This window comes from Aquimarina sp. 2-A2 (assembly GCF_045505135.1).
Taxonomy (GTDB): Bacteria; Bacteroidota; Bacteroidia; order Flavobacteriales; family Flavobacteriaceae; genus Aquimarina; species Aquimarina intermedia.
On the sequence record NZ_JBJKFI010000001.1, the window covers coordinates 1,030,338 to 1,055,273 of the forward strand.

The 24,936-nt window shown below is 37.6% G+C and carries 19 protein-coding genes; 11 read left to right on the forward strand and 8 right to left on the reverse strand.

Annotated features, from left to right (window positions below):
* Positions 1-76 precede the first annotated feature (76 nt).
* The 7 genes from groL to miaB form a co-directional block, all read right to left on the reverse strand.
* Positions 77-1,717: a chaperonin GroEL gene (gene groL, locus ACJRPK_RS04705; RefSeq protein ID WP_148781308.1), complete on the reverse strand. Its 1,641-nt coding sequence runs from the start codon at positions 1,715-1,717 to the stop codon at positions 77-79.
* 89 nt (positions 1,718-1,806) lie between these two features.
* The gene (gene groES, locus ACJRPK_RS04710; RefSeq protein ID WP_148781309.1) at positions 1,807-2,082 is read right to left on the reverse strand and encodes a co-chaperone GroES; all 276 of its coding nucleotides are present in this window, start codon (positions 2,080-2,082) and stop codon (positions 1,807-1,809) included.
* Positions 2,083-2,240: 158 nt separating this feature from the next.
* Positions 2,241-2,564 (reverse strand): preprotein translocase subunit SecG, encoded by a 324-nt coding sequence (secG, locus tag ACJRPK_RS04715; protein WP_148781310.1) that lies wholly within the window; start codon positions 2,562-2,564, stop codon positions 2,241-2,243.
* 7 nt (positions 2,565-2,571) lie between these two features.
* Positions 2,572-3,519 carry a hypothetical protein gene (locus tag ACJRPK_RS04720; protein WP_407138636.1) on the reverse strand — a complete coding sequence of 316 codons (948 nt, stop codon included), beginning with the start codon at positions 3,517-3,519 and terminating at the stop codon, positions 2,572-2,574.
* A gap of 52 nt (positions 3,520-3,571) precedes the next feature.
* The gene (locus tag ACJRPK_RS04725; RefSeq protein WP_407138637.1) at positions 3,572-4,078 is read right to left on the reverse strand and encodes an LptE family protein; all 507 of its coding nucleotides are present in this window, start codon (positions 4,076-4,078) and stop codon (positions 3,572-3,574) included.
* 37 nt (positions 4,079-4,115) lie between these two features.
* Positions 4,116-5,384, reverse strand: coding sequence for a sigma-54 interaction domain-containing protein (locus ACJRPK_RS04730; protein WP_407138638.1), 1,269 nt, complete (start codon positions 5,382-5,384; stop codon positions 4,116-4,118).
* A 25-nt stretch (positions 5,385-5,409) separates the two neighbouring features.
* A complete protein-coding gene (gene miaB / locus ACJRPK_RS04735; RefSeq protein WP_407138639.1) occupies positions 5,410-6,855 on the reverse strand; it encodes a tRNA (N6-isopentenyl adenosine(37)-C2)-methylthiotransferase MiaB in 1,446 nt (481 codons plus the stop codon).
* A gap of 355 nt (positions 6,856-7,210) precedes the next feature.
* On the opposite strand from miaB, the gene topA reads away from it, so the two are divergent.
* From topA to ACJRPK_RS04770, 7 genes are all read left to right on the forward strand, one after another.
* Positions 7,211-9,748 (forward strand): type I DNA topoisomerase, encoded by a 2,538-nt coding sequence (topA, locus tag ACJRPK_RS04740; protein WP_407138640.1) that lies wholly within the window; start codon positions 7,211-7,213, stop codon positions 9,746-9,748.
* Complete coding sequence (locus tag ACJRPK_RS04745) at positions 9,748-10,896, forward strand: formimidoylglutamase (RefSeq protein ID WP_407138641.1); 1,149 nt, start codon at positions 9,748-9,750, stop codon at positions 10,894-10,896. The genes topA and ACJRPK_RS04745 overlap by 1 nt, the downstream gene beginning before the upstream one ends.
* 111 nt (positions 10,897-11,007) lie before the next feature.
* Positions 11,008-12,378, forward strand: a complete 1,371-nt coding sequence (gene gldK, locus ACJRPK_RS04750) for a gliding motility lipoprotein GldK (protein ID WP_148781317.1) — start codon at positions 11,008-11,010, stop codon at positions 12,376-12,378.
* A gap of 83 nt (positions 12,379-12,461) precedes the next feature.
* Positions 12,462-13,091, forward strand: coding sequence for a gliding motility protein GldL (gldL, locus tag ACJRPK_RS04755; RefSeq protein ID WP_407138643.1), 630 nt, complete (start codon positions 12,462-12,464; stop codon positions 13,089-13,091).
* 57 nt (positions 13,092-13,148) lie between these two features.
* The gene (gene gldM, locus ACJRPK_RS04760) at positions 13,149-14,693 is read left to right on the forward strand and encodes a gliding motility protein GldM (protein ID WP_407138644.1); all 1,545 of its coding nucleotides are present in this window, start codon (positions 13,149-13,151) and stop codon (positions 14,691-14,693) included.
* 16 nt (positions 14,694-14,709) lie between these two features.
* On the forward strand, positions 14,710-15,600 hold the full coding sequence (gene gldN / locus ACJRPK_RS04765) for a gliding motility protein GldN (protein ID WP_148781320.1): 891 nt from the start codon (positions 14,710-14,712) through the stop codon (positions 15,598-15,600).
* Between the two features lie 69 nt (positions 15,601-15,669).
* Entirely contained in the window at positions 15,670-16,707 is a 1,038-nt protein-coding gene (locus ACJRPK_RS04770; RefSeq protein ID WP_407138645.1) for an NAD(P)/FAD-dependent oxidoreductase, read from the forward strand.
* A gap of 1 nt (position 16,708) precedes the next feature.
* Here ACJRPK_RS04770 and ACJRPK_RS04775 read toward each other — a convergent pair whose 3' ends face one another.
* Positions 16,709-17,095, reverse strand: coding sequence for a DUF983 domain-containing protein (locus ACJRPK_RS04775; RefSeq protein WP_407138646.1), 387 nt, complete (start codon positions 17,093-17,095; stop codon positions 16,709-16,711).
* 57 nt (positions 17,096-17,152) lie between these two features.
* Between ACJRPK_RS04775 and ACJRPK_RS04780 the strand changes: the two genes are divergently transcribed.
* The 4 genes from ACJRPK_RS04780 (at position 17,153) to ACJRPK_RS04795 (ending at position 24,907) form a co-directional block, all read left to right on the forward strand.
* Positions 17,153-19,069, forward strand: coding sequence for an ATP-binding cassette domain-containing protein (locus ACJRPK_RS04780; RefSeq protein ID WP_407138648.1), 1,917 nt, complete (start codon positions 17,153-17,155; stop codon positions 19,067-19,069).
* Between the two features lie 129 nt (positions 19,070-19,198).
* The gene (locus tag ACJRPK_RS04785) at positions 19,199-20,353 is read left to right on the forward strand and encodes an efflux RND transporter periplasmic adaptor subunit (protein WP_407138649.1); all 1,155 of its coding nucleotides are present in this window, start codon (positions 19,199-19,201) and stop codon (positions 20,351-20,353) included.
* Entirely contained in the window at positions 20,353-23,556 is a 3,204-nt protein-coding gene (locus ACJRPK_RS04790) for an efflux RND transporter permease subunit (RefSeq protein WP_407138650.1), read from the forward strand. Before ACJRPK_RS04785 ends, ACJRPK_RS04790 begins: the two co-directional genes overlap by 1 nt.
* Complete coding sequence (locus ACJRPK_RS04795) at positions 23,543-24,907, forward strand: TolC family protein (RefSeq protein ID WP_407138651.1); 1,365 nt, start codon at positions 23,543-23,545, stop codon at positions 24,905-24,907. Before ACJRPK_RS04790 ends, ACJRPK_RS04795 begins: the two co-directional genes overlap by 14 nt.
* Positions 24,908-24,936: the final 29 nt, after the last annotated feature.

Sequence of the window (24,936 nt, forward strand, 5' to 3'; positions counted from 1 at the left end):
TCTGATATTATAATAAAAAAACGCTATATGAAATACATCAAATAGCGTTTTTGTTTTTTTGAGTTCGTCTTACGACTTACATCATACCTGGCATACCTCCGCCCATTGGTGGCATTCCGCCGCCGCCAGCAGGAGCATCCTCTTTAATATCGATTAACGCACACTCAGTAGTTAAAATCATCCCTGAAACTGACGCAGCATTTTCTAATGCGACACGTGTTACTTTTTTAGGATCGATAATACCAGCTTCAAGCATGGCAACATATTGTTCAGATTTAGCATCGTAACCAAAGTCATCTTTTCCTTCGATCACTTTAGCAATTACAACAGAACCTTCTCCGCCTGCATTCTCAACAATAGTACGTAATGGTGCTTCTATAGCACGATTAACAATCTGTACACCTGTTGCTTCATCAGCGTTTTCTGTTTTGATAGCGTCCAGCGCTGCTTTAGCTCTTACAAGCGCTACACCTCCACCGGCAACAATACCTTCTTCAACAGCGGCACGAGTTGCGTGTAAAGCATCATCCACACGGTCTTTCTTCTCTTTCATTTCAACTTCAGAAGCAGCACCTACATACAAAACAGCAACACCACCGGCTAATTTAGCCAAACGTTCCTGTAATTTTTCTCTGTCATAGTCAGAAGTAGTCGTTTCGATTTGCGCTTTAATCTGGTTCACACGATTCTTGATCATTTCTTCTTCACCAGCGCCATTCACAACGGTTGTATTATCCTTGTCGATAGCTACTTTTTCTGCAGTACCTAACTGTTCGATAGTTGTGTTTTCTAAGGTAAATCCACGTTCTTCAGAAATTACAGTACCTCCGGTCAGGATTGCAATATCTTCAAGCATTGCTTTACGACGATCACCAAATCCAGGAGCTTTTACCGCTGCAATTTTTAGGGCACCACGTAATTTATTAACTACCAAAGTAGCCAAAGCTTCACCATCAACATCTTCAGCAATAATAAGTAAAGGTTTTCCTGTTTGAGCCACTGGTTCTAATACCGGTAATAAATCTTTCATTGCAGAGATCTTTTTGTCATACAGTAAAATGTATGGATTCTCAAGATCAGCAGTCATTTTTTCACTGTTAGTAACAAAATATGGAGATAAATACCCTCGGTCAAACTGCATACCTTCAACAACATCTACATACGTATCTGTTCCCTTAGCTTCTTCAACAGTGATTACACCTTCTTTACCTACTTTACCAAAAGCCTGAGCAATTAGGTCTCCAATCAATTCATCATTGTTTGAAGAAATAGCAGCTACTTGCTTAATTTTTTCTGTTGAACTTCCTACTTCTTTAGTTTGCTTTTCAAGATCAGCAGTGATCGCTTCTACAGCTTTATCAATACCGCGTTTCAAATCCATTGGATTTGCTCCCGCAGCAACGTTTTTAAGGCCTTCTTTTACGATAGCCTGTGCTAATACAGTTGCGGTTGTTGTACCGTCACCGGCAAGATCATTCGTTTTTGAAGCTACTTCCTTTACCATTTGAGCACCCATATTCTCTAATGGATCCTCTAATTCAACTTCTTTTGCAACAGAAACACCATCTTTGGTTACTGTTGGCGCTCCAAAAGATTTACTAATGATTACATTACGACCTTTAGGTCCTAAGGTTACTTTTACTGCATTTGCCAATGCATCCACACCACGCTTAATGCCGTCACGTGCTTCTAAGTCAAATTTTATGTCTTTAGCCATAATAGAATTTTGTTTTTTGATTTTGAGTTCTGAGTAATTTTTATCAATCTAGAAATTACCGAACGCGATTTGTGTTTGTATTGAACCCTTTATACAATTGCAAGGATGTCATCCTCACGCATGATCAAATAGTCTTTACCATCTAATTTTAATTCGGTACCGGAAAATTTTCCGTAAAGAACCGTGTCACCAACTTTTACAGTCATGTCATGGTCTTTTTTACCATTACCTACAGCAGCAACTTTACCTTTTTGTTGTTTTTCTTGCGCTGAATCAGGTATGTATAATCCTGAAGCTGTTTGTTTTTCTGCCGGAAGTGGCTCAATTACCACACGATCCGAAAGAGGTTTAATGTTTACTCCCATTATGATTAGTTTTAATATTAAAATTACTATACAATTGTTCTATCTAATCATTCAGAAATTGTGCCAGTGGATAGATACTGACAAATTGAAATAAAAAATGCCGACTTATATGACAAGTCGGCATTTTTTATAGGATGTGCAGCGTATACTGCTATCTTTTAATTGTTCTCTGTTGGAGGTGTTGTTACAGGAGGAGCCTCCACCTGAATGTCCTCGGTGTTAATTTTGGAATCTTCGATCCCTGAACCTCCCATTAGGTCAATGTTTGATAATAAAATCAAAACTAGTAGTAAGGTTGCCAAAGCCCAAGTACTTTTATCTAAAAAGTCGGTTGTTTTTTTGACACCACCTAGCTGTTGTGAGCCGCCACCACCAAAAGATGAAGAAAGTCCGCCTCCTTTTGGGTTCTGTACCATGATTACTACAATCAGTAAAAAAGATACGATAACGATAAGTATTAAAAAGATTGTAAACGTTGTCATTATATTGTTATTTATTTTCTTGTAATTTCTTTATTGCCCGAATTTGGTCTGCAAAGAAACCACTTTTTTCGGGATTTTTCAAAATTAATATTTTATATGCTTGAATGGCCTTTTTATAATTCTTTTGAGATAAATACACCCTTGCCAGCGTTTCTGTCATTAACTCATCTGGTGCCTGATTATGCTCCTTAGCAATGTTGCGGGTTGGTTGTGATTTATCTGCCGGTTTAATCTTGGGATTGTTAGCAATAAATTGATCGATAATTTCAAACTTTTGCTGTTGTACGAGGCGTGTATTTTTTTCGTCCGGAGTTTTATTTTCTTTTTTGTCGGCAACTGATTCAGCATCAGAATCCTCTTCGTTTTCTCGATCTATCGGATGTAGGTTTGTGAGTTTCAGCCATTCTGTAAATGAATGTGTCTCCTTCTTAGTAAACTCTAATGGGGCGTCCGGATGTAGCTCTTCTTTAGGAGTATCTGTAGGTTGCAACCTAGTTTCTGCCGAAGATCCAGTATCTGCGACCGTTTCCTCTTGAACCGTATTACTCTCCATGGCCTTAGTTTCAAAAAGTGCTGGATTCAAAACCTCTTCGGCCTCATCAATATTCATAGCAACTGCTTCGTCCATAGATACTGATATGGTATCCTTTACCAACAGCTCCTTTGCAGATTGCTGTACTGACGATTGGTTGTCACGCTCATCAGGGCTAACGTTTATAAAATCTGAAGACGTTATAAATTCAAATAAAACCCTACGATCCGTGGTATATGCTGCCGTAGTCTTAAGTTCTTTGTTATAAAGAAAACTGCCTTGATCTTTTAAGCCTTTTAATAAAATTGAACGAGCCGATTGGAAATAAGGAAACTCCTCTATTAAATGCTCTAAGGCATCAATGTGATCCTTCTTGATTTGAGAAGGATTATTTAGAAGAAAAGATAACGACTTGCTGTTCAAAACTAATACTTTTATTTCCTGAATTAAGATAAGAAAATTTAATTACAATGCATTACCACTTTGCTAAGGTTGCATTAAAAACATCCTGCGTTAAGCGTTCATAAATTATTTGAATTGCTTCATCACGAACTGCGTTTTCTGAACGGGAAGCAGCATAATCGTAAAAGAACGAAAAGCGTTGTTCTAAATCTTGTGTAGGATCGTTGGTGTCATAAAAACGGACATTTATAGCAATAGTTAGTCTGTTCTGCGCTGCAGTATTTTCTGAAGTGGCAGTATTGGGAGCAACATAATATTGAACAATCTCACCTTCGTAGACGAGGTCTCCGGATGAGGTAACCAAATCCAGATTGGTTTGGTTTAAGATAAGATCTTGCAATTGATTTGTAAATGTTTGATCAATTCCCGGGATTACTATAGAAGCCTGATTCGAAAAAAAGTTCACTTGAAAAGTTTCGGTTTCAGGAGAAATTGATATGCCACTGAACGAATATGCTCCACAACCATACAGCATGATACTGCTAATTAGGGCTACAAAAATGATTTTTATATTTCTCATACAATATTAGTAATTGCGATGTTTAACTACGCTATAATTAGAGGTCGTATTGCTTAATTTTACGGTACAAAGTTCGTTCGCTAATTCCAAGTTCATCTGCCGCTGCTTTGCGTTTACCGCGATGTCGCTCCAGTGATTTTTTAATCAGTTCAAGTTCTTTGTCCTGAAGGGAAAGTGTTTCTTCTTCTTCAATTTCTTCTGCAAAATGATATTTATCTTCAGCTGTGGGAGTTGCAGGAGTAGCTGCCGCCTGAATTTGTAAAATCTCTCTAGCTTCTTCTTCCTGTGAATCTTCGTAAGCTACATCTTCCTCTTCGTCATCACCGTAGATCTTACGAATCAATCCCTCATTTTCTTTTTGAACTTGTTTAGAGTTTCCGCTTTGCATCAGTTCCATGGTAAGTTTTTTAAGATCATTAAGATCATTTTTCATATCAAAAAGAACCTTGTATAGAATCTCACGTTCATTGCTGAAGTCACTATCTTTCTTGCTAGAGGAAATTACTGCGGGTAGATTACTGCCCATATTCGGTAAATAACCATGCAATGATTTACCTGTAATAACTCTTGTTTGTTCAAGTACTGAAATTTGCTCGGCAATATTTCGTAATTGACGGATGTTACCACTCCAATGATATTGCTCTAATAAAGCAGTGGCTTCCTCATCAAGCCGGATCGTTGGCATTTTATATTTTGTAGCAAAATCGGAAGCAAACTTTCTAAAGAGTAAGTGAATATCTTCTTTTCGTTCTCTCAGAGGAGGTAAATTTATTTCCACAGTGCTGAGTCGATAGTATAAGTCTTCTCTAAACTTTTCCTTCTTTATCGCTTCAAACATATTCACGTTTGTAGCTGCAACGATACGCACATCGGTTTTTTGAACTTTAGAAGATCCAACTTTTATAAACTCTCCGTTTTCAAGCACACGAAGTAATCGAACTTGAGTAGTTAAAGGTAGTTCTCCGACTTCATCCAGAAATATGGTACCACCATCTGCAACTTCAAAATACCCACTACGGGTTTGTGTAGCTCCTGTAAAGGCGCCTTTTTCGTGACCAAAGAGTTCACTGTCAATTGTCCCTTCAGGTATAGCACCGCAGTTTACGGCTATATACTTACCGTGTTTACGATGCGAGAGCGAATGAATTATTTTAGGAATACTCTCTTTACCCACTCCGCTTTCTCCAGTCACTAGAACTGAAATATCGGTTGGGGCTACTTGTATGGCTTTTTCGATAGCTCTGTTTAGCTTAGGATCATTTCCTATAATTCCAAAACGTTGCTTTGTAGCTTGAACTGATTCCATATGTTGTTAACTTCAAGTAAATAAATTAATTATTATCAGAGTAGGCTACAGCTTTACCTAGTAGTGTAGCACTTGTGCATTCGCTAATATGAACGAGCACAAAATCTCCAATTTTATAATGTTCTTTTGGAAAAATAGCTACGATATTCTGCGAAATCCTTCCGCTCCAATGTTGATCAGATTTTTTTGATTCTTTCTCAATAAGTACTTCAAAAGTTTTGCCGAGATACGATTCATGCCTGTATGCACAATGTGTTCGTTGAAGTGCAATAACTTCGGCAAGTCTCCTTTTCTTTACAGCTTCGGGTACGTCATCCTCAAATTTTCTTTCGGCCATGGTGCCGGGTCTTTCAGAATATGCATACATATATCCGTGCTCATACTTTACATGTTCCAATAATGAAAGCGTATCTTGATGATCCTCTTCTGTTTCTGTAGGAAAGCCTATGATCATGTCTTGCGTAATAGAACAATCAGGAAGAATATGCTTAATATCATCAATCAGTTTCATATACTCCTCACGGGTGTGCAAACGATTCATTTTCTTTAATATACGATCACTCCCGCTTTGTATAGGAAGATGAATGTGGTTACAAATATTAGGATGTTTTGCCATTATATTAATAACATCCAAAGTCATATCCTGAGGGTTGGAAGTTGAAAACCGGATGCGTAACTTAGGAAACTGCTGTGCTACCATATCCAACAGTTTTGCAAAATCTGTAGCTGTTGCTTTTTGTAAGTCACTGGCTTTCTCAAAATCTTTTTTTAAACCACCTCCATACCATAGATAACTATCCACATTTTGTCCTAGCAGCGTAATTTCTTTGTAATTCTTACTTACTAAGTCATTCACTTCTTGTAAAATGCTTTGCGGATCGCGACTTCGCTCTCTACCTCGGGTAAAGGGAACCACGCAAAAAGTACACATGTTGTCACATCCTCTTGTAATGGATACAAATGCCGACACCCCATTGCTCTGTAGTCGCACGGGAGCAATATCGCCATAGGTTTCTTCTTTAGATAAGACAACATTCACAGCATTACGGCCCGCATCCACCTCTTCAAGCAGATTGGGTAGATCTTTATAGGCATCAGGACCAACAACTAAATCTACAATTTTCTCTTCTTCCAGAAATTTACTTTTCAGGCGCTCGGCCATACAGCCCAATACGCCAACCTTCATTTTTGGGTTGACCTTTTTTACAGCGTTATATTTTTCTAAACGTTTTCTAACGGTAAGTTCTGCTTTTTCTCTAATAGAACATGTGTTCACCAAAACGAGGTCAGCATCTTCCAAATTTTGAGTGGTGTTGAAACCATTCTCAGCAAGTATGGACGCAACAATTTCGCTGTCACTAAAATTCATTTGACACCCGTAACTCTCTATAAAAAGCTTGCGTTTATTGGTCTCTCGTGAATCAAGAACGAGTGCCTGTCCTTGTTTATCTTCATCTATAATCTTCTCCATCTATAATGTACTTACTTGGTAATTTTATTTGGACAAAGATACTCTTAAAAGAATAGCTGCCAAAGTGGCAGAGCTTTTTTATAATTATTTTTTACTTCAAGTCGTCGGTATCGGTATTTATAGTATTGATGCGAGATAATTGAGTTATAACTATTCTACATTATATATTATACTTTTACACTAGTTAATAGAATATATTAGGAGTCTGTATTTTCTATTTACTGATTATGAACATCGAATTCTCGATGAGAATCAATTTTATAGTCATAAAGCGCAAGAAATTCCGCTAAAATTATCCCAAAAAATTTTGTTGTAAAAAAATTGACATACTTTTGCTGCAAGAAAAAAGAGGATTATGGCTAAGAATTTAGTGATCGTAGAGTCACCTGCTAAGGCAAAAACAATAGAAAAATTTCTGGGAAAAGAGTATACCGTGGCGTCTAGCTTTGGGCATATTGCTGATTTGCCGGCAAAGGAACTTGGTGTTGATGTCGAAGGGGATTTTAAGCCTAAATATATTGTTTCGAAGGACAAAAAAGATGTTGTTAAGAAGCTGAAGGATCTGTCCAAAAAAGCAGAAATGATTTGGCTAGCTAGTGATGAGGATCGAGAAGGAGAGGCGATAGCTTGGCACCTTGCCGAAGAGCTTAATTTGGAAGAAAGTAGAACCAGAAGAATAGTGTTTCACGAAATTACAAAAAACGCCATTCTTAAAGCTATCGAAAACCCACGTAAAATTGATTACAACCTGGTAAACGCACAGCAAGCTAGACGTGTTTTGGATAGATTAGTTGGGTATGAACTCTCGCCGGTTTTATGGCGTAAAGTAAAAGGAGGCTTGTCTGCGGGACGTGTGCAGTCGGTATCAGTACGATTGATTGTTGAGCGAGAACGAGAAATAATTGACTTTAAACCCGTGGCGTCGTATCGTATCGATGCAGAATTTTCGAATGCAGAAGGAAAGTCAATAAAAGCCAAGCTTCCTAAAAATTTTAAAACAAAAAAACAGGCAGAGGATTTTCTAAAAGCCAATATTGAAGCCTCACATAAAGTTGGAGACTTGATAACAAAGCCGGCAAAAAAATCACCGGCACCGCCGTTTACAACTTCTACATTGCAACAGGAAGCTTCTCGTAAATTATATTTTTCGGTAAGTAAAACAATGACCATGGCGCAACGTTTGTACGAAGCTGGTTTGATTACTTATATGAGAACAGATAGTGTAAATCTTTCTGCGGAAGCACAAAAAGGAGCAAAAGCAGAAATTGTATCTGCTTATGGGGAAGAATTTAGTAAAGCCAGGCAGTATAAAGGTAAGTCCAAAGGAGCACAAGAGGCTCACGAAGCCATACGCCCTACGGATTTTTCGAGACATACGGTCAATATGGACTCGGATCAACAGCGGTTATACGAGTTGATCTGGAAACGAGCTATTGCATCTCAAATGAGTGATGCAAAATTGGAGCGTACACAGGTAAAGATTGAAACTAATTCGCATAAAGAAATTTTTGTAGCCAATGGAGAAGTTATAAAGTTTGAGGGCTTTTTAAAAGTGTATCTCGAAGGTAGCGATGATGAAGATGAAGAGCAAGAAGGGATCCTGCCTGCACTAAAAGTTAATGAGGTTTTACATAGAAATTTTATCTCTGCAACAGAGCGTTTTACTCGACCACCAAGTCGATATTCTGAAGCTGCCTTAGTTAAAAAATTAGAAGAACTGGGTATTGGTAGACCTTCTACTTATGCGCCAACAATTTCGACCATACAAAATAGAAAGTATGTAGAAAAAGGAGCTAAGGAGGGAGAAGAAAGAAATTATACAAGTCTGCGTTTGTCAGGAGATGTTATTAAGGATAGTACGTTAAAGGAGAAAGTTGGAAGTGATAAAGGTAAATTAATACCAACAGATGTCGGGATGGTTGTAAACGATTTCCTGGTGAATCATTTCTCCACTGTGCTTGATTATAATTTTACGGCAAAGGTAGAGCAAGATTTTGATGACATTGCTGAAGGAAATGAGGACTGGAAAGAAGTTATGAAAGAATTTTATAACGAATTTCATCCCAGAGTTCAGGATGTGGCAGAGAATGCTGATCGCGAAGTTGGAGAACGTATATTAGGGGAAGACCCCGAAAGTGGTAAGCCGGTAAGTGTGCGATTAGGTCGATTTGGTCCAATGGTGCAAATAGGATCTGTAGAGGATGAAGAAAAGCCGAAATTTGCTAGTTTAGGTCCAGGACAAACATTAAGTAATCTGACCTTTGAACAAGCAATGGATCTGTTTCAATTGCCCAAAGAAGTGGGAGAGTATAAAGGAGAGATTCTGACAGTTAATAATGGACGTTTTGGGCCGTATGTAAAGTATGGGGACAAGTTTGTCTCTTTAGATAAAGGAGAAGATCCTTTGGATATAAGTCTGGAGCGGGCAATAGAGCTTGTCGTTGCCAAAGAAAAGGCTGATGCTCCAATATACATGTACGAAGATTTGCCGGTTCAAAAAGGAACAGGTCGTTTTGGTCCGTTTATTAAATGGAATGGAATGTTTATCAATGTTAATAAGAAGTATGACTTTGATAATCTGTCTGATGAGGACATCGTACATCTGATAGAGGAGAAAAAGCAGAAAGAGATTGATAAAGTTATTCATAACTGGGAGGATGAAGGTATTCGTGTTGAAAAAGCTCGCTGGGGACGTAGTAATGTTATAAAAGGGAAGCTAAAAGTTGAATTACCTAAGACTGTTGACGCTTCTAAACTCAGCTTGGAAGAGGTTAAGGATATTTTAGAGAAAAACGCACCTAAGAAGAAAGCACCCAAAAAGAAAGCGGCAAAAAAAACAACAACGAAGAAAACTACTTCAAAAAAAACCGCTACAACTAAAAAGAAAAAATAATGGCTTTTGAGTTTCTTGTACCTGTGTCAGAAGATATAATTGAGGCAAATAATTTTCTTTCAGAACAGTGTTTGGGCAGGCAGATACAAATCCATACAAATGAAGAAGGTGTTCCTGATTTAGACGGAATTGATGTGGTTTTTTTGGGAGTACGAGAGCAAAGAAATCGGGTAAATAAATCATCGAATGCTTCTGTGAATTTCGATAAAATTCGTTCTTCTCTTTACGGGTTGTATCCCGGAAACTGGAGTCTGAAATTTGCGGATCTCGGTGACATTTTTCCGGGAGATGAGGTAAGTGATACATATTTTGTGATAAAAGAAGTTGTTTCTACACTTCTACAAAAAAATATTGTGCCTTTACTTATTGGAGGAAGTCAGGATATTGTATACGCTCAATATCGTTCTTATGACATTTTGGAGCGTATGGTGAATCTGGTTAATGTAGATAGTCGATTTGATATAGGCAATGCGTCAGAGCCAATTTCAAATCAATCGTTTGTAAGTAAGATTATAGTTGATGAGCCTTATAATCTATTCAATTACAGTAATTTAGGGTATCAAACATATTTCAACGCTCAGGAAGAAATAGATCTGATAGAAAAATTGTATTTTGATGCATATCGACTGGGAGAAGTAATCAATGATGTGACAATTGTTGAGCCCATTATGCGAGATGCAGATATAGTCACTATTGACCTAGGATCAATTAGTTCGAATTCTTCACCAAACGGTTTTAACGGCAGAGAAATTTGTGCCATCGCCCGCTATGCAGGAATAAGCGACAAAGTTAAAAGCTTTGGGATATACGAATATGATCATGGAACCGACGAAACATCCAGAGCCATGTTGGTGGCTCAAATTTTTTGGTATTTTATAGAAGGATTAAATTATCGATCCAATGAGTTAGATATTAAGTCTGACAAAAGTACATTGCATTATAGTGTGCCTATTGATAATGAGGTGCTTTCATTTTACAAAAGTGTAAAAACGGAGAGATGGTGGATAGAAATACCTTTTTTGTCGTCCGGACATAATAAATTAGAAAGACATACGTTATTACCTTGCACATACAACGATTACGAACGTGCTTGTAATCAGGAAATACCAGAAAGATGGTATAAAGCGAAACGAAAAAACGAAGTATAAATTATTTAACAAGGGAGATTTGAGGTTTTTTCTGGAAAAAAATTGTTTTTCTGGAAATAAATAAATAGGTTTACCACCTTGAATCTTGAAGATCTTAACCTAAAACATGTTATGAAGAAATTTGTATCACTCTTTGCTATTTTAGCAATGCTCTACAGTTGTGGTGGTGGAAACCGCGGTGAATTGACTGGAGTGCAAGGTAAAAAATGGCATCCGCAAAAGCCCTATGGCATGACCCTCATCCCCGGAGGATCGTTCATTATGGGTAAATCAGACGATGATAAGGCGGCATTATCTAATGCTCCTACCAAAACAGTAACCGTTCGTTCATTTTATATGGATGAGACAGAGGTTACAAATAGCGAGTACCGACAATTCGTACAGTGGGTTCGTGATTCTACAATTAGAATGCGTCTCGCAATCATGGCAGATGATTTAGGTAAGACGCCAGGTGATGACGGTATTGGAGAGTATGCTTTCTTGGATGCGGATACCGAGAATATGACTGTGTATGAAAAATATGTTTATGATAACTACAGCGGAACCGGAGAAACTGGTTACGAAGGTCGTAGGTTAAATAAAGATATTGATATCGAATGGGATGTTGAGGATTATCCAGATGAGTTTTATGCTGAGGTAATGGATACTATGTATATTCCTTTAGAAGAATCTTACAATGGTAGACGTACGCTTGATGTAAGTAAATTTCAATTTCGTTTTACTTGGATGGATATTCAAGCAGCAGCACGTGCTAAGAAAGGTAGAAGAAAAGATTTCGTTAGAGAAGAGGTTATAGAGGTGTATCCGGATACTACAGTTTGGATAAAGGATTTCAATTATTCATATAATGAACCAATGCATAATGATTACTTCTGGCACAGTGCCTATGATGATTATCCTGTTGTAGGAGTGTCATGGGAACAAGCCAAAGCATTTTGTACTTGGAGAACAATTGAGAAAAACTCTTTTCAGAAGAAGAAAAATAAAGAATTAGTGAATTATTTTAGGCTCCCAACAGAAGCTGAGTGGGAGTATGCTGCCCGTGGCGGGTTAGAGTCTACTACCTATCCTTGGGGTGGACCTTATGCAATGAACGACCGAGGTTGTTTCTTGGCAAACTTCAAGCCACTAAGGGGTAACTATGCTGCCGATAATTTTTTGTATACGGTAGAGGCAAAAACTTTTGACCCGAACGATTATAACTTATATAATATGGCCGGGAATGTTTCAGAATGGGTGCAGTCATCTTATGATCCTGCTTCCTATGAGTATGTGTCATCAATGAACCCGAACGTTAGTGATGATCAAAACAAACGTAAAGTTGTGCGTGGAGGATCTTGGAAAGATGTTGCTTATTTCCTACAGGTAAGTACCAGAGATTACGAATACGCCGATTCTGCGAGAAGTTACATTGGATTCAGAACAGTACAAGATTATATGGGTACTGAATCAACTGGAGAAGAGAATACTCAAAATAAATAATAAGTCCCAAAATTATCTATCAACTTAATTACTAACCCCTTTTTTTAATTATTAAAATTTAAAGAAAATTAAACAATTTTATTATGGCAAATTCAAAAGCAAGCAAGAAGTTAATGAACATGGTATACGGTCTGGGAGCAGCCGTTGTAATTTTAGGTGCACTATTCAAAATTATGCACTGGCCAGGAGGTAATGCAATGCTTATCGCAGGTTTAATTACCGAAGCACTTGTATTTACAATTTCAGCATTCGAACCAGTAGATGACGATTTAGATTGGTCATTAGTGTATCCGGAATTAGCTGGAGGCGTTGGAGGTAAAAAAGATAAAAGTGATACAACACCAGACGGATTATTGTCTAAAAAATTAGATGATATGCTTAAAGAAGCTAGAGTTGACTCTAATCTTATGAGTAGTTTGAGTGAAAGTATCAGAAACTTTGAAGGTGCTGCAAAAGGAATTTCTCCAACAGTAGATTCAATTCAAGGTCAGAAAAAATACAGCGAAGAGATGTCAAAAGCTGCGGCTTCAATGGAGTCTTTAAATAGCTTGTACAAAGTACAATTGGAATCTTCTGCACGTCAGGCAGAGGCAAACCAAGCAATCGCTGATAATGCTGCTAAACTTAAAGATCAAATGGAAAGTCTAGCAAGTAACCTGTCTTCTCTTAATGGAGTTTATGGTGGTATGTTAAGTGCAATGAGCAAAAAATAAGACTTAGCGCACATAGAATAAAACTAAAATAATAACTACCAAAATTTAATAAGAGTTATGGCAGGAGGAAAATTATCCCCAAGGCAGAAGATGGTAAACCTGATGTATCTGGTTTTCATCTCAATGTTGGCATTAAATATGTCGAAAGAGGTACTAGCGGCATTTGGTTTGATGAACGAAAAGTTAGTTGAGTCAAACGAAACCACCACAGAACGTAATAATGCGTTTATGGCTGGATTAGTCGAAAAAGTCTCTGAACAACCAGCAAAATATACTCCACTTAAGGAGAAAGCTGACGAAGTAAGTAAGTATTCTGAAGAACTTAATACTTACATTGCTAATATTAAAAACACCATCACAAAGGACCTTTCTGATAAGAAAGATTACGTAACGATGGATAAATCTAATACTTTAGATGAAATTTTCTTTAAAGGTGGTGCTATTACCCCTGCAGGTAAAGAGTTCATCAAAAAAATAGATGACTACCGTAAAGGTGTTACCGGCGTTATTTCAGAAAAGTATCCAAACATCGCTGCTGATGTTGAGAAAACTTTTGCTACACAACCTGTAACAAACAGAGATGGTCAAAAAATAGATTGGTTAAAATATAACTACGAAGGATATCCTTTAGTTGCTTCTATAACAAAGTTTACACAATTACAATCAGATGTTAAAACAGCTGAGAGTAAAGTGCTTTCTGCAATGTTATCAGGACAATTAGAATCAGAAGTTTCTTTATCGAATTTCGAAGCTATCGTGGTTCCGGACAAAACTGCTTTCTTTAGCGGTGAACCTTTTAAGGGTAGAATTATCTTAGGTAAAAAAGATAAAACGCTTAAGGCTCATAAAGTAATCGTTAATGGTAAAGAACTTGATGCAGAATCGATGCAAGAAGGTCAGACAATGCTTGACTTCCCTGCAGGTAATGTTGGAGAGCAGGACATCAAAGGTGAGTTTCAGTTCAAAGAAGGTGATTCTATCGTAACCATTCCTATCGAAAGTTCTTACGCTGTAATACCAAAACCAAACTCTGCAGTTATTTCTGCTGATAAGATGAATGTGGTATATAGAGGTGTAAATAACCCGATGACTATTTCTATCCCAGGTGTGCCATCTGTAAGTGCGCAAGCTCCTGGTCTTAAAAAAGCAGGTGGTGCTGGTAAATACATGATGAATGTTACTACAGTACGTGCCAGAGAAGTGAGTATCAAAGTTTCTGGTAAATTACCTAACGGAACTTCTGTTAGTGATAGTAAGAAATTCAGAATTAAGGATATTCCAAGACCTGTAGGTACAGTACGTGGTGAGGATGGATCAATTAAAATGGCTAAAAATGCTTTAGAGATTGCGTCAATTGGTGCTATCTTACCTGATTTTGATTTTGATATTAAACTAAAAGTAACAGGATTTAAGTTTAAAGTAGAAGGTCAGCCAACAGTTAGTATTAATGGTGGAAGACTAAACTCTAAGGCAAAATCTGCTTTACGTAAAGCAAAAAGAGGATCAACAGTTCAGATTATAGATATCAAAGCACGTTTAACGACCAACGCTGGCTATAAATTGAAAAAGATCTCTCCGGTTATTGTCGAGTTGACAAACTAATAAAAAAATAATGATTATGAATTTGAGAAATTTTCTAGTTACCGTTTTAGGTCTTTTCATTACATCATTTTCTTTTGGTCAGGCTAATATTTTAAATGCCGATGATCCGGACGATATCGGAAAAAAGACCCAAGAGCAAATATTAAATGATAATGACCGTCCTTTGGAATATGGTTATGTCGATGAACGTGATGTATTATGGGCTAAAACTACCTGGGAAGTAATTGATCTTGATGAGAGAATCAACTTTCCATTGTACTACCCAATTGATACCAATAACATTGGTGCTAATCGCCGTTCGCTATATGACGTACTAATGACCAACGTTAAGAATGGGAAGATTAAAAACATTTACTCAGATTCATATTTTACTGAAACACGTACAATCGAGGATCTAAGTACTACATTATCTAGAGTAGATACGACCGATCTTGGATTTGAACAATACAATGCCGGTGAAACAGTGGACCCTCAATACATTAATAAAAGGGAGATTGCTTCTGCTGACGTTTCAGAGTATCGTATTCGAGGGTATTATTATTTTGATAAAAGACAAGGGGAATTGCGTTACCGTTTATTAGGTATAGCGCCTGTTGCGCCTGATGTTAACTTTATCGATGATGATGAGCCTGATATGGTACCGTTATTTTGGATTTGGTATCCTGATGCAAGAGAAATTTTGCATAATGCCAAAGCCTTTAACCGTAAGAATACTTCCATGCCTTTTACCTATGACCATATATTGAACGCGAGACGTTTTAATAGTATGATCTATAAAGAAGATAACATTCAGGGTGACCGAGCAATTAAGGATTACGTGGTGGATAACGCTTTGATGCAATTACTGGAAAGTGAGCGTATCAAAGAAGGTATTCGTAACTTTGAAATGGATATGTGGAGTTATTAAAACTGCATCATAAAATTATAGTTGTAAAACCCTCAATCTTATATTGGGGGTTTTCTTATTTTTGAACCTATGTTGGATTATATACTTGTTGGATTTGGCTTGTCGGGACTTGCATTTGCTGAGCAATTAGCGCAAGAAGGGAAAACTTTTAAAGTGTATGAGAATTATTCTCAAAAGTCTTCTCGGGTAGCCGGGGGATTGTTTAATCCGGTAGTATTAAAGAGGTTTACACCCGCGTGGGATGCTTATGAGCATATGAAAACCGCTATTCCTTTTTATAAAAAACTGGAAGAGAAACTTGATTTCAAAATAGTTTATGACCTACCGGTATTACGTAGATTTAATTCGGTGGAAGAACAAAATTTGTGGTTTGAAGCTTGTGATAAACCTATTTTATCTTCATTGTTATCACCTGAACTTTTAAAGAATACAAATACTTCGATATATGCGCCATTCCATTATGGTAAAGTGAATAACACCGGCAGAATTGCGATAAAAGATCTTTTGAAAAAATATCTTGATAATTTACGAGATCGTGATATGTTAGTTGAAGAATCTTTTGAATACGATTCACTCCAGTTTAATGCATCGGGTGTTGTCTATAACGGATTGCAGGCAAAGCACATTGTTTTTGCTGAAGGTTTTGGAGTCCATAAAAATCCTTTTTTTAATCACTTGCCGATTCCGGGTAATAAAGGAGAGTATTTGATTATCGAATCTACAGAGTTACAGTTAGAGACTGCCATAAAAGCTTCTATTTTTATTATACCCTTAGGTAATAATCTTTACAAAGTAGGAGCTACCTATAATCCTAATGATAAAACTGAGACAATAACGGTGTCATCAAAAAAAATAATTGAAGATAAACTAAAAGTTTTTTTGAAAAGTAACTATCGTATTTTTAATCAAGAAGCGGGAATTCGTCCAACAGTACCCGATCGTAAACCTATACTAGGTACACATCCTGACTACAATGCGATTCATATACTTAATGGATTAGGAAGCAGAGGTATTTTAACAGGCCCTACGGTTGCAAAGCAGCTCTACCGTCATATCGAATATAATGAGCCATTAGATCCGTTACTATCTATTGATCGATTTAATTAACCTACGAAGATTGTTGTTCTTTTTTATAGTGCATAAAAAAGTTGATCCAAATATTACGTGCTAGCCTCATAATAATCGGCATAAAAGCTATCATTGTACCAACGATTACAAAAAAAGTACCCAACAAGCTAAGCTTAAAAATGAAATTGGCAATTACAAAAGCTGCGACAGCAAAACCAATACCTACAGGATAACTAACGTACATAGCGCCATAAAAGAAAGAAGGTTCAATTTTGTATTTTGTGCCACAGTGAGAGCAACGATCCTCCATTTTCAAGGTTTTGTGCAATTTATAAGGATTAGATTCCTTATACATACTTTCCTCTTGACATACAGGACAGGCGCCTGTAATAATACTATATAATTTGGTTCCCCTTAAGAAGTTCATAGTTCCTTTTATTGTATCACAAATTTAAGCATCTTTGCACAAAATTGTTAGAAGCTGATGTTAAACATACACAACTTATCCATATCGTTTGGAGGCGAATATCTTTTTGAAGAAATTAGTTTTAGATTAAATGCAGGAGACCGTGTAGGACTCGTAGGAAAAAATGGAGCAGGAAAGTCAACCATGCTTCGAATTTTGTCAAAAGAACAGGAATCAGATTCAGGTCAGTTGGCCATGGATAAGGATGTTAAAATTGGATTCTTAAAACAGGATATTGATTTTGTGGAGGGACGAACTGTACTCGACGAATCCTACGAGGCATTTACTGAGATCAAGAAAATTGAACGAGAAATAGACGCTATTAATGTTCAGTTAGCCGAACGTACTGATTACGAAAGCGACAGCTATAGTCAATTAATAACTGATTTGAGCGACCATACCCATCACTATGAAATTCTTGGGGGTTATAATTATCAAGGAGAAACAGAACGTGTGCTTTTAGGTTTGGGATTTCAACCCGATGATTTTGATCGTCTGACTGATACTTTTTCCGGAGGATGGAGGATGCGGATTGAATTGGCCAAATTACTTTTGCAAAACAATGATATCTTGTTGCTCGATGAGCCCACTAATCATTTGGATATAGAATCTATTATATGGTTAGAAACCTTTCTAAAAGGATATGCAGGGGTTGTAGTGATTGTGTCTCACGATAAGATGTTTTTAGATAATGTGACCAATCGTACTATAGAAATTTCATTAGGTCGTATTTACGATTATAACAAGCCCTATTCAAAGTATTTGGTGCTGCGCAAAGAATTGAGAGAACAACAACTTGCTACGCAAAAAAACCAATCTAAGCAAATCGAGCAGACTGAAAAGCTTATCGAAAAGTTTAGAGCTAAGGCTTCCAAAGCTTCCATGGCACAATCATTAATCAAAAAATTAGATAAGATCGACAGAATTGAGGTTGATGAGGATGACAATGCGGTGATGAATGTTCGGTTTCCTGTTAGTGTACAGCCTGGAAAGGTAGTGATAGAAGCTGATGGAATTGGGAAGAGCTATGGTGAGAAAGTTATTTTGCAAGATATCGATCTCTTGGTAGAACGGGGATCCAAAATTGCCTTCGTTGGACAAAACGGGCAAGGGAAGTCAACTTTAGCCAAAATCATTATAGATGAGCTATCACATGATGGCGTTCTCAAGCTGGGACATAATGTTCAGATCGGTTATTTTGCGCAAAATCAATCAGAATATTTAGATGGTGAGCTTACAATTCTGGAAACGATGGTGAATGCTGCTAATGAAAAAACCAGAAGCAGAGTTCGTGATATGCTAGGATCTTTCCTTTTTAGAGGAGACGAGGTTGATAAAAAAGTTAAAGTACTATCCGGGGGAGAACGTAACCGTTTAGCCCTTTGTAAAATGCTTTTGGAACCGTTTAATGTTCTGGTAATGGATGAACCGACCAATCACTTGGATATAAAATCTAAGAATGTTTTGAAAGAAGCATTACGTAGTTTTGAAGGCACCTTAATTCTGGTTTCTCACGATAGAGATTTCTTACAAGGAATGACGAATACGGTGTACGAGTTTAAAGACAGAAAAATTAAAGAATACCTGGGGGATATAGACTTCTATCTGGAGCAGCGTAAGGTTGCAGATTTACGGGAGATTGAAAAAAAAGATAAGCAAACTAAATCCGTTTCTGCCACTAAGGTTGATGCTAAGCAGTCTTATGAGGATCAGAAAAAGATTAAATCCTTGCACAATAAATTAAGCAATGTTGAATCCAAAATTAATCAACTAGAACGGGATATTAAAGCTATAGATCAGAATCTCGAATCTGATTATGATAAAACAGTCTCCAGTCCAAATTTTTTCGAAAATTACGAGAAAAAGAAAGATCGTCTTCAGAAACTCATGAAGGAGTGGGAGGAGGTTCAGGAAACCATAGAGGCGCTGGGTTAATGTGTTTAAGAGGAAAGCGGCGTATAATCGATAAAGAACGCTTATTTTTATGACTTTCTTAACTGCACTACAGCAGCAGTGTTAATAGTTTTGTAAAAATTTCAGCAAATCTGAAATTCATTACCTACTATGAGAAAAATTATTCTTACAGTGCTGGGTATTTTACTCATCATTGCCGCTTTTTTTGGAGCACAATCCATAATCAATAGCAAAAAACGTCCTGTAGCAAAACCAGCAAAAGTAGTGAAGACTATTTTTGTGGATACGGTGCAGAATAGTACTATCCCTATCAGCATATCGGCTAATGGAAACCTTACTGCAAAGCAACGTTTAGAGTTGTTTGCTGAAGTACAAGGTGTATTCAGAGGTGGATCAAAATTATTTAGAACCGGTCAGGCGTATAACAAAGGTCAGACGTTGATTCGTATTGATGCGTCAGAGTATTATGCGACCGTTCAATCATCAAAAAGTAATTTGTATAATTTGATTACTTCGATCATGCCGGATCTCCGTTTGGACTATCCTGAAGTATATCCCAAATGGCAAAAATATCTCGCAGATTTTGATCTTAGCAAATCAACTCCACCATTACCTGAAATCACTTCAGAAAAGGAAAAATATTTTATAAGTGGAAGAAATATTCTCACCTCTTATTACAATGTTAAAAATCTCGAACAACGTTTGTCAAAATACCGAATCACGGCTCCTTTTCAAGGGGTGTTAACCGAAGCTTTGGTGACAGAAGGAACGCTTATAAGACAGGGACAAAAGTTAGGCACCTATATTGAAACGGGAGTATACGAGATGGAAGTAGCGATACCAAAAGCCTATGGTAATCTGATCGAATTAGGTAAATCTGTGGAGTTGACCGATCTGGATCAAGGTAAGAGCTATACAGGCAAAGTGAGCCGCCTTAATGCTAGCGTGAATCAAGCCTCTCAAACTATCACCGCCTATATAGAATTAAAGAACAAAGAATTGCGAGAAGGGATGTATCTCGAAGCGCAATTGGATGCAAAGGAAGAACCAAATGCAATTGAAATAGATCGTAATTTATTACAGGAGGGCAACAAGGTCTTTATTGTGCGAGACAGCGTATTGGACTTAATTGAGGTACAGCCTGCTTATTTTGGCGAACAAAAAGTAGTTGTAAAGGGAATACCTGATCAAACTATTTTATTAGCTAAAAGTGTTCCCGGAGCGTATGCAGGAATGTTAGTAGCAATCTACGAAGAGAAGCGTGCATCTGACGTAGCGCCGCGCACCACAAACGATAAGCAGTAATGAGAAATGTAATCGCGTATTTTATAAAGTATCACGTTGCAGTCAATGTGATCGTCATAGCATTTTTCATTTTTGGTATATTGGGAGCATTGTCTTTACGTTCCTCCTTTTTTCCACTGGTGGATTCAAAAATCATTAATATCAGTGTTATTTATCCGGGTGCATCGCCGCAGGAAATAGAGGAAGGGGTTGTGCTCAAAATAGAGGATAATTTAAAGGGGCTGGATGGTGTGGATCGTGTAACATCCACTTCACGAGAAAACAGTGGAACGATTACTGTGGAAATTGATAAAGGAAAAGATATCGATTTCATGCTGCTCGAGGTCAAGAATGCTGTTGACCGGGTACCTTCATTTCCCACGGGAATGGAACCTCTTGTAGTGGCAAAACGTGAAGAAGTTCGGCAGACGATTAGTTTCGCAGTCAGTGGAAAAGATATTCCATTAAAGACCCTAAAACAAATTGGGAGACAAATTGAAAACGATCTGAGAGCCCTTGATGGAATTTCCCAGATTGAAATAAGCGGTTACCCGGAAGAGGAAATTGAAATTGCCGTAGATGAAAATAGTTTGTTGGCCTTTAATCTAACCTTCAGCGATGTAGCACAAGCGGTAAGTCGCGCCAATATTCTCACCACAGGAGGTACGATTAAAACGGATGCAGAAGAATATCTGATTCGAGCCAATAACAGATCTTATTACGGAGAGGAGCTTATAAATCTAATTGTTCGAGCTGATCCAAGTGGTCAAACCATTCGTTTAAAAGATGTTGCGGTTCTTAGGGATCGATTTTCAGAAACACCTAATGCAACCTATTTCAACGGAGATCTGTCCGTTAATGTAACAATAACCAGTACAAATACAGAAGATTTAATTTCATCTGCAGAAAGTACCAAAGAATATATTGAAGATTTTAATCAAAGGTATAGCAACGTTCAATTAAGTGTTGTTAGCGATTTGTCCATAACATTGGTGCAACGTACTCAGTTGCTAACCGAGAATGCGATTATAGGGATGATTCTGGTGTTGATTTTCCTTTCGTTGTTTCTAAATACACGATTAGCATTTTGGGTTGCTTTTGGATTACCGGTAGCGTTTTTGGGAATGTTCATTTTTGCGGGATATTTTGATGTAACAATCAATGTATTGTCTTTATTCGGGATGATCATTGTTATTGGTATTCTGGTTGATGACGGAATTGTTATTGCTGAGAATATTTATCAACATCATGAACAGGGGAAAACACCTATACAGGCTGCAATTGATGGTACAATGGAAGTTATTCCGCCCATTATATCAGCTATTATAACTACGATTTTGGCTTTTGGTATCTTTTTATTTCTCGATGGGAGGATTGGTGAATTTTTTGGCGAAGTATCTGTCGTAGTTATTCTAACATTAGTTGTTTCTCTAGTAGAAGCTTTGATTATTCTTCCTGCGCATTTGGCTCATTCTAAAGCACTAAAGCCACAAACCAATGAACCCAAAAAGGGAATCGCGAAAGTTTTTGCAAAGCTTCGCTACATCAATGCATTTGGTGACAGGGTCATGGTCTGGCTTAGGGATAATATATATAGTCCAATGCTACGGTTTGCAATACAATTCAAGTTTTTGACTTTTGCAATTTTTGTGTTTATCTTTATTCTGACGATAGGTTCGATCGGTGGCGGTGTGATAAGAACTGCCTTTTTTCCTCAGATCGCTAGTGACAGGGTTTCGATTACCTTGGAAATGCCTAACGGAACCAATGAAAAATTAACCGATAGTATTATTTCTTTTATTGAAGAAAAAGCGTGGGAAGTTAATGATGAACTAACCAAAGAATATATCGAGGAAGATGGAAAGCAATTGGTCGAAAACATGATTCGACGGATAGGTCCTGGAGCCTCTTCAGCCTCACTGACCATTAATTTATTACCGGGAGAAGAGCGACCGGATGCTGTTGCGTCCAGCTTGGTTACCAATATGATTCGTGATAAAGTTGGTCCGGTAATTGGCTTTGAAAGCTTAATTTATGGAAGTGGTGGTAATTTTGGAGGAAGTCCGGTCTCGGTTTCTCTGTTAGGTAATAATATTGCCGAGTTAAAAGCTGCGAAGCAGGAGCTTAAGCAAGCTTTAGAAAACAATACCTTACTAAAAGATGTCGCTGATAATGATCCGGCAGGAATTAAGGAGATTCGCCTACAGCTAAAAGAGAATGCCTATCTCTTAGGACTCAATTTACGAGAGGTGATGACACAAGTACGGGGTGGGTTTTTTGGTGTGCAAGCACAACGTTTTCAGCGAGGACAAGACGAAATTAAAGTGTGGGTGCGATATGATCGTGACAACCGCTCCTCTATCACCAATTTGGACGAAATGCGTATCGTAACACCTACCGGACAAAGAGTTCCGCTAAGTGAAATTGCAGATTATGAAATAGTGCGAGGTGATGTAGCTATCAATCACCTTGAAGGTCGTAGAGAAATTCAAATTTCCGCAGATCTCAAAGATCCATCGACAACAAGCGCCACAGATATTCTGGCAGACATACAAACCGTAATAATGCCGGAAATTACATCCAAGTATCCTACGGTAACTCCTTCTTATGAAGGGCAGAACAGAGAAGCAGGTAAATTATTGGGCTCTCTGGGGCCGGTTGGATTGACGGTGTTATTATTAATCTATATTACCATTGCCTTTACCTTCCGTAGTTACAGCCAACCACTTTTGCTACTTTTATTAGTTCCTTTCTGTTTACCTGCAGTGGCATGGGGACACTGGATTCACAGTTTTCCTATCAACATCTTATCGATGTTGGGAATTATTGCTCTGATAGGTATTATGGTAAACGATGGTTTAGTACTTATCGGTAAGTTTAATTCTAATTTGAGAGCAGGCTTATCATTTGAGAACGCTATTTACGAAGCAGGAAGAGCACGTTTTAGAGCTATATTTTTAACTTCAATCACTACAATAGCTGGTTTGGCACCCTTAATTTTTGAGAAGAGTAGACAGGCACAATTTCTTAAGCCTATGGCCATATCCATTGCATATGGGATTGGTTTTGCGACCGTTCTAACCTTGTTATTGTTACCCCTATTCCTTTCTTTTAGCAACACGATAAAGTATAAAGGAAAATGGTTAATAACAGGTAAGAATGTCTCTAAGGAAGAAGTCGAACGCGCAATTAAAGAACAAAAAGAAGAGGATGAAAATCATTAAAATTATAAGATATTCGGTTATAGCTTCATTCCTGATGTTGATGACCGGAGTAACGCATGGACAAACGTTAACCAAGCAGGAAGCGGTTCGAATAACACTGGAAAATAATCTGGGAATAAAAGTCGTTACGAATTCTATTGAAATTGCTGAGAATAACAAAAGTATATTAAACTCCGGATACTTGCCTAGTTTGACCGGTGATGCCGGAGCAAACTATCAATTGGCAAATACCACAACTTCTTTTCCGGGAGTTGTTGATCCTGATACAGGAGAACCGCTAGCTGATCGAGTCATTGATGATGCAGAGACACAGCGCTATACAGCAGGTTTAAATTTAAATTATTTATTGTTTGACGGATTAGGGAGATATTATAATTACAAGAGGTTAAAAGAGCAATATAATTTATCCGGGTTACAAGCTAGAGAAACTATTGAGAATACCATTCTGCAACTTTTCAGTGTATACTATGAGGTAGCACGACTGACTGAAAATGAAGCGATTCTGGAGGAGACGTTAGCAATTTCGCAGGAACGGGTGCAACGTTCACAGTATCAGTTTGAATATGGTCAGAATAATAAACTGGCTGTTCTGAATGCTAAAGTGGATGTTGCAAATGACAGTATCAACTTGCTAACGGTGCGACAATCGGTACTCAATGCAAAGCGGGATCTTAATGTAATTCTGAATGCTTCGGATTTAGATGCACCATTTCAGGTAGATACTATTGTCGCTTTTTTACCAAAACTTCAATTAGATACGTATCTCGAAAAAGCCGAAGAGAATAATGTCGCCTTACTTCAAAATCGAAGTAATTTGGCTATAAATTCATATGATATTAAAATTAGTAAGTCCGGGTTTTTACCAACCATTGGTCTTACGGGATCGTATGGATGGAATCAAAACCGGAGTCCGGCATCTGCATTTTTTCCGGGAAACCTTTCTAATACAGCGACGTTGGGGGCAGGAATAAACTTAAGTTGGAATCTATTTGATGGAGGACGAACCATTACCCAAGTAAAAAATAGTAAAATAGTTCTCGATAATCAAGAATTGGCAAAGGAGCAGCTTGAGCTGGAAGTTCGGCGGGATATAGCCAATGCCTTTGGTAATTATAGAAATCGTCTCAATATTTACAAAATTCAGCGACAGAATGTACTCACCAGTGAGAATAATTTTGAACGTTCTGAAGAGCGATTTAAGTTAGGGCAGATCACATCGATTGAGTTTAGGCAAGCACAGATTAATTTAATTAATGCTAAGACAAATAAAAATCAAGCAAAGTATACTGCAAAATTGGCGGAGTTGCAATTGTTACAATTGACAGGACAGTTATTGAATGTTCAATTTTAATCTTTCGGTGTATTTACTAAATAAAAAGT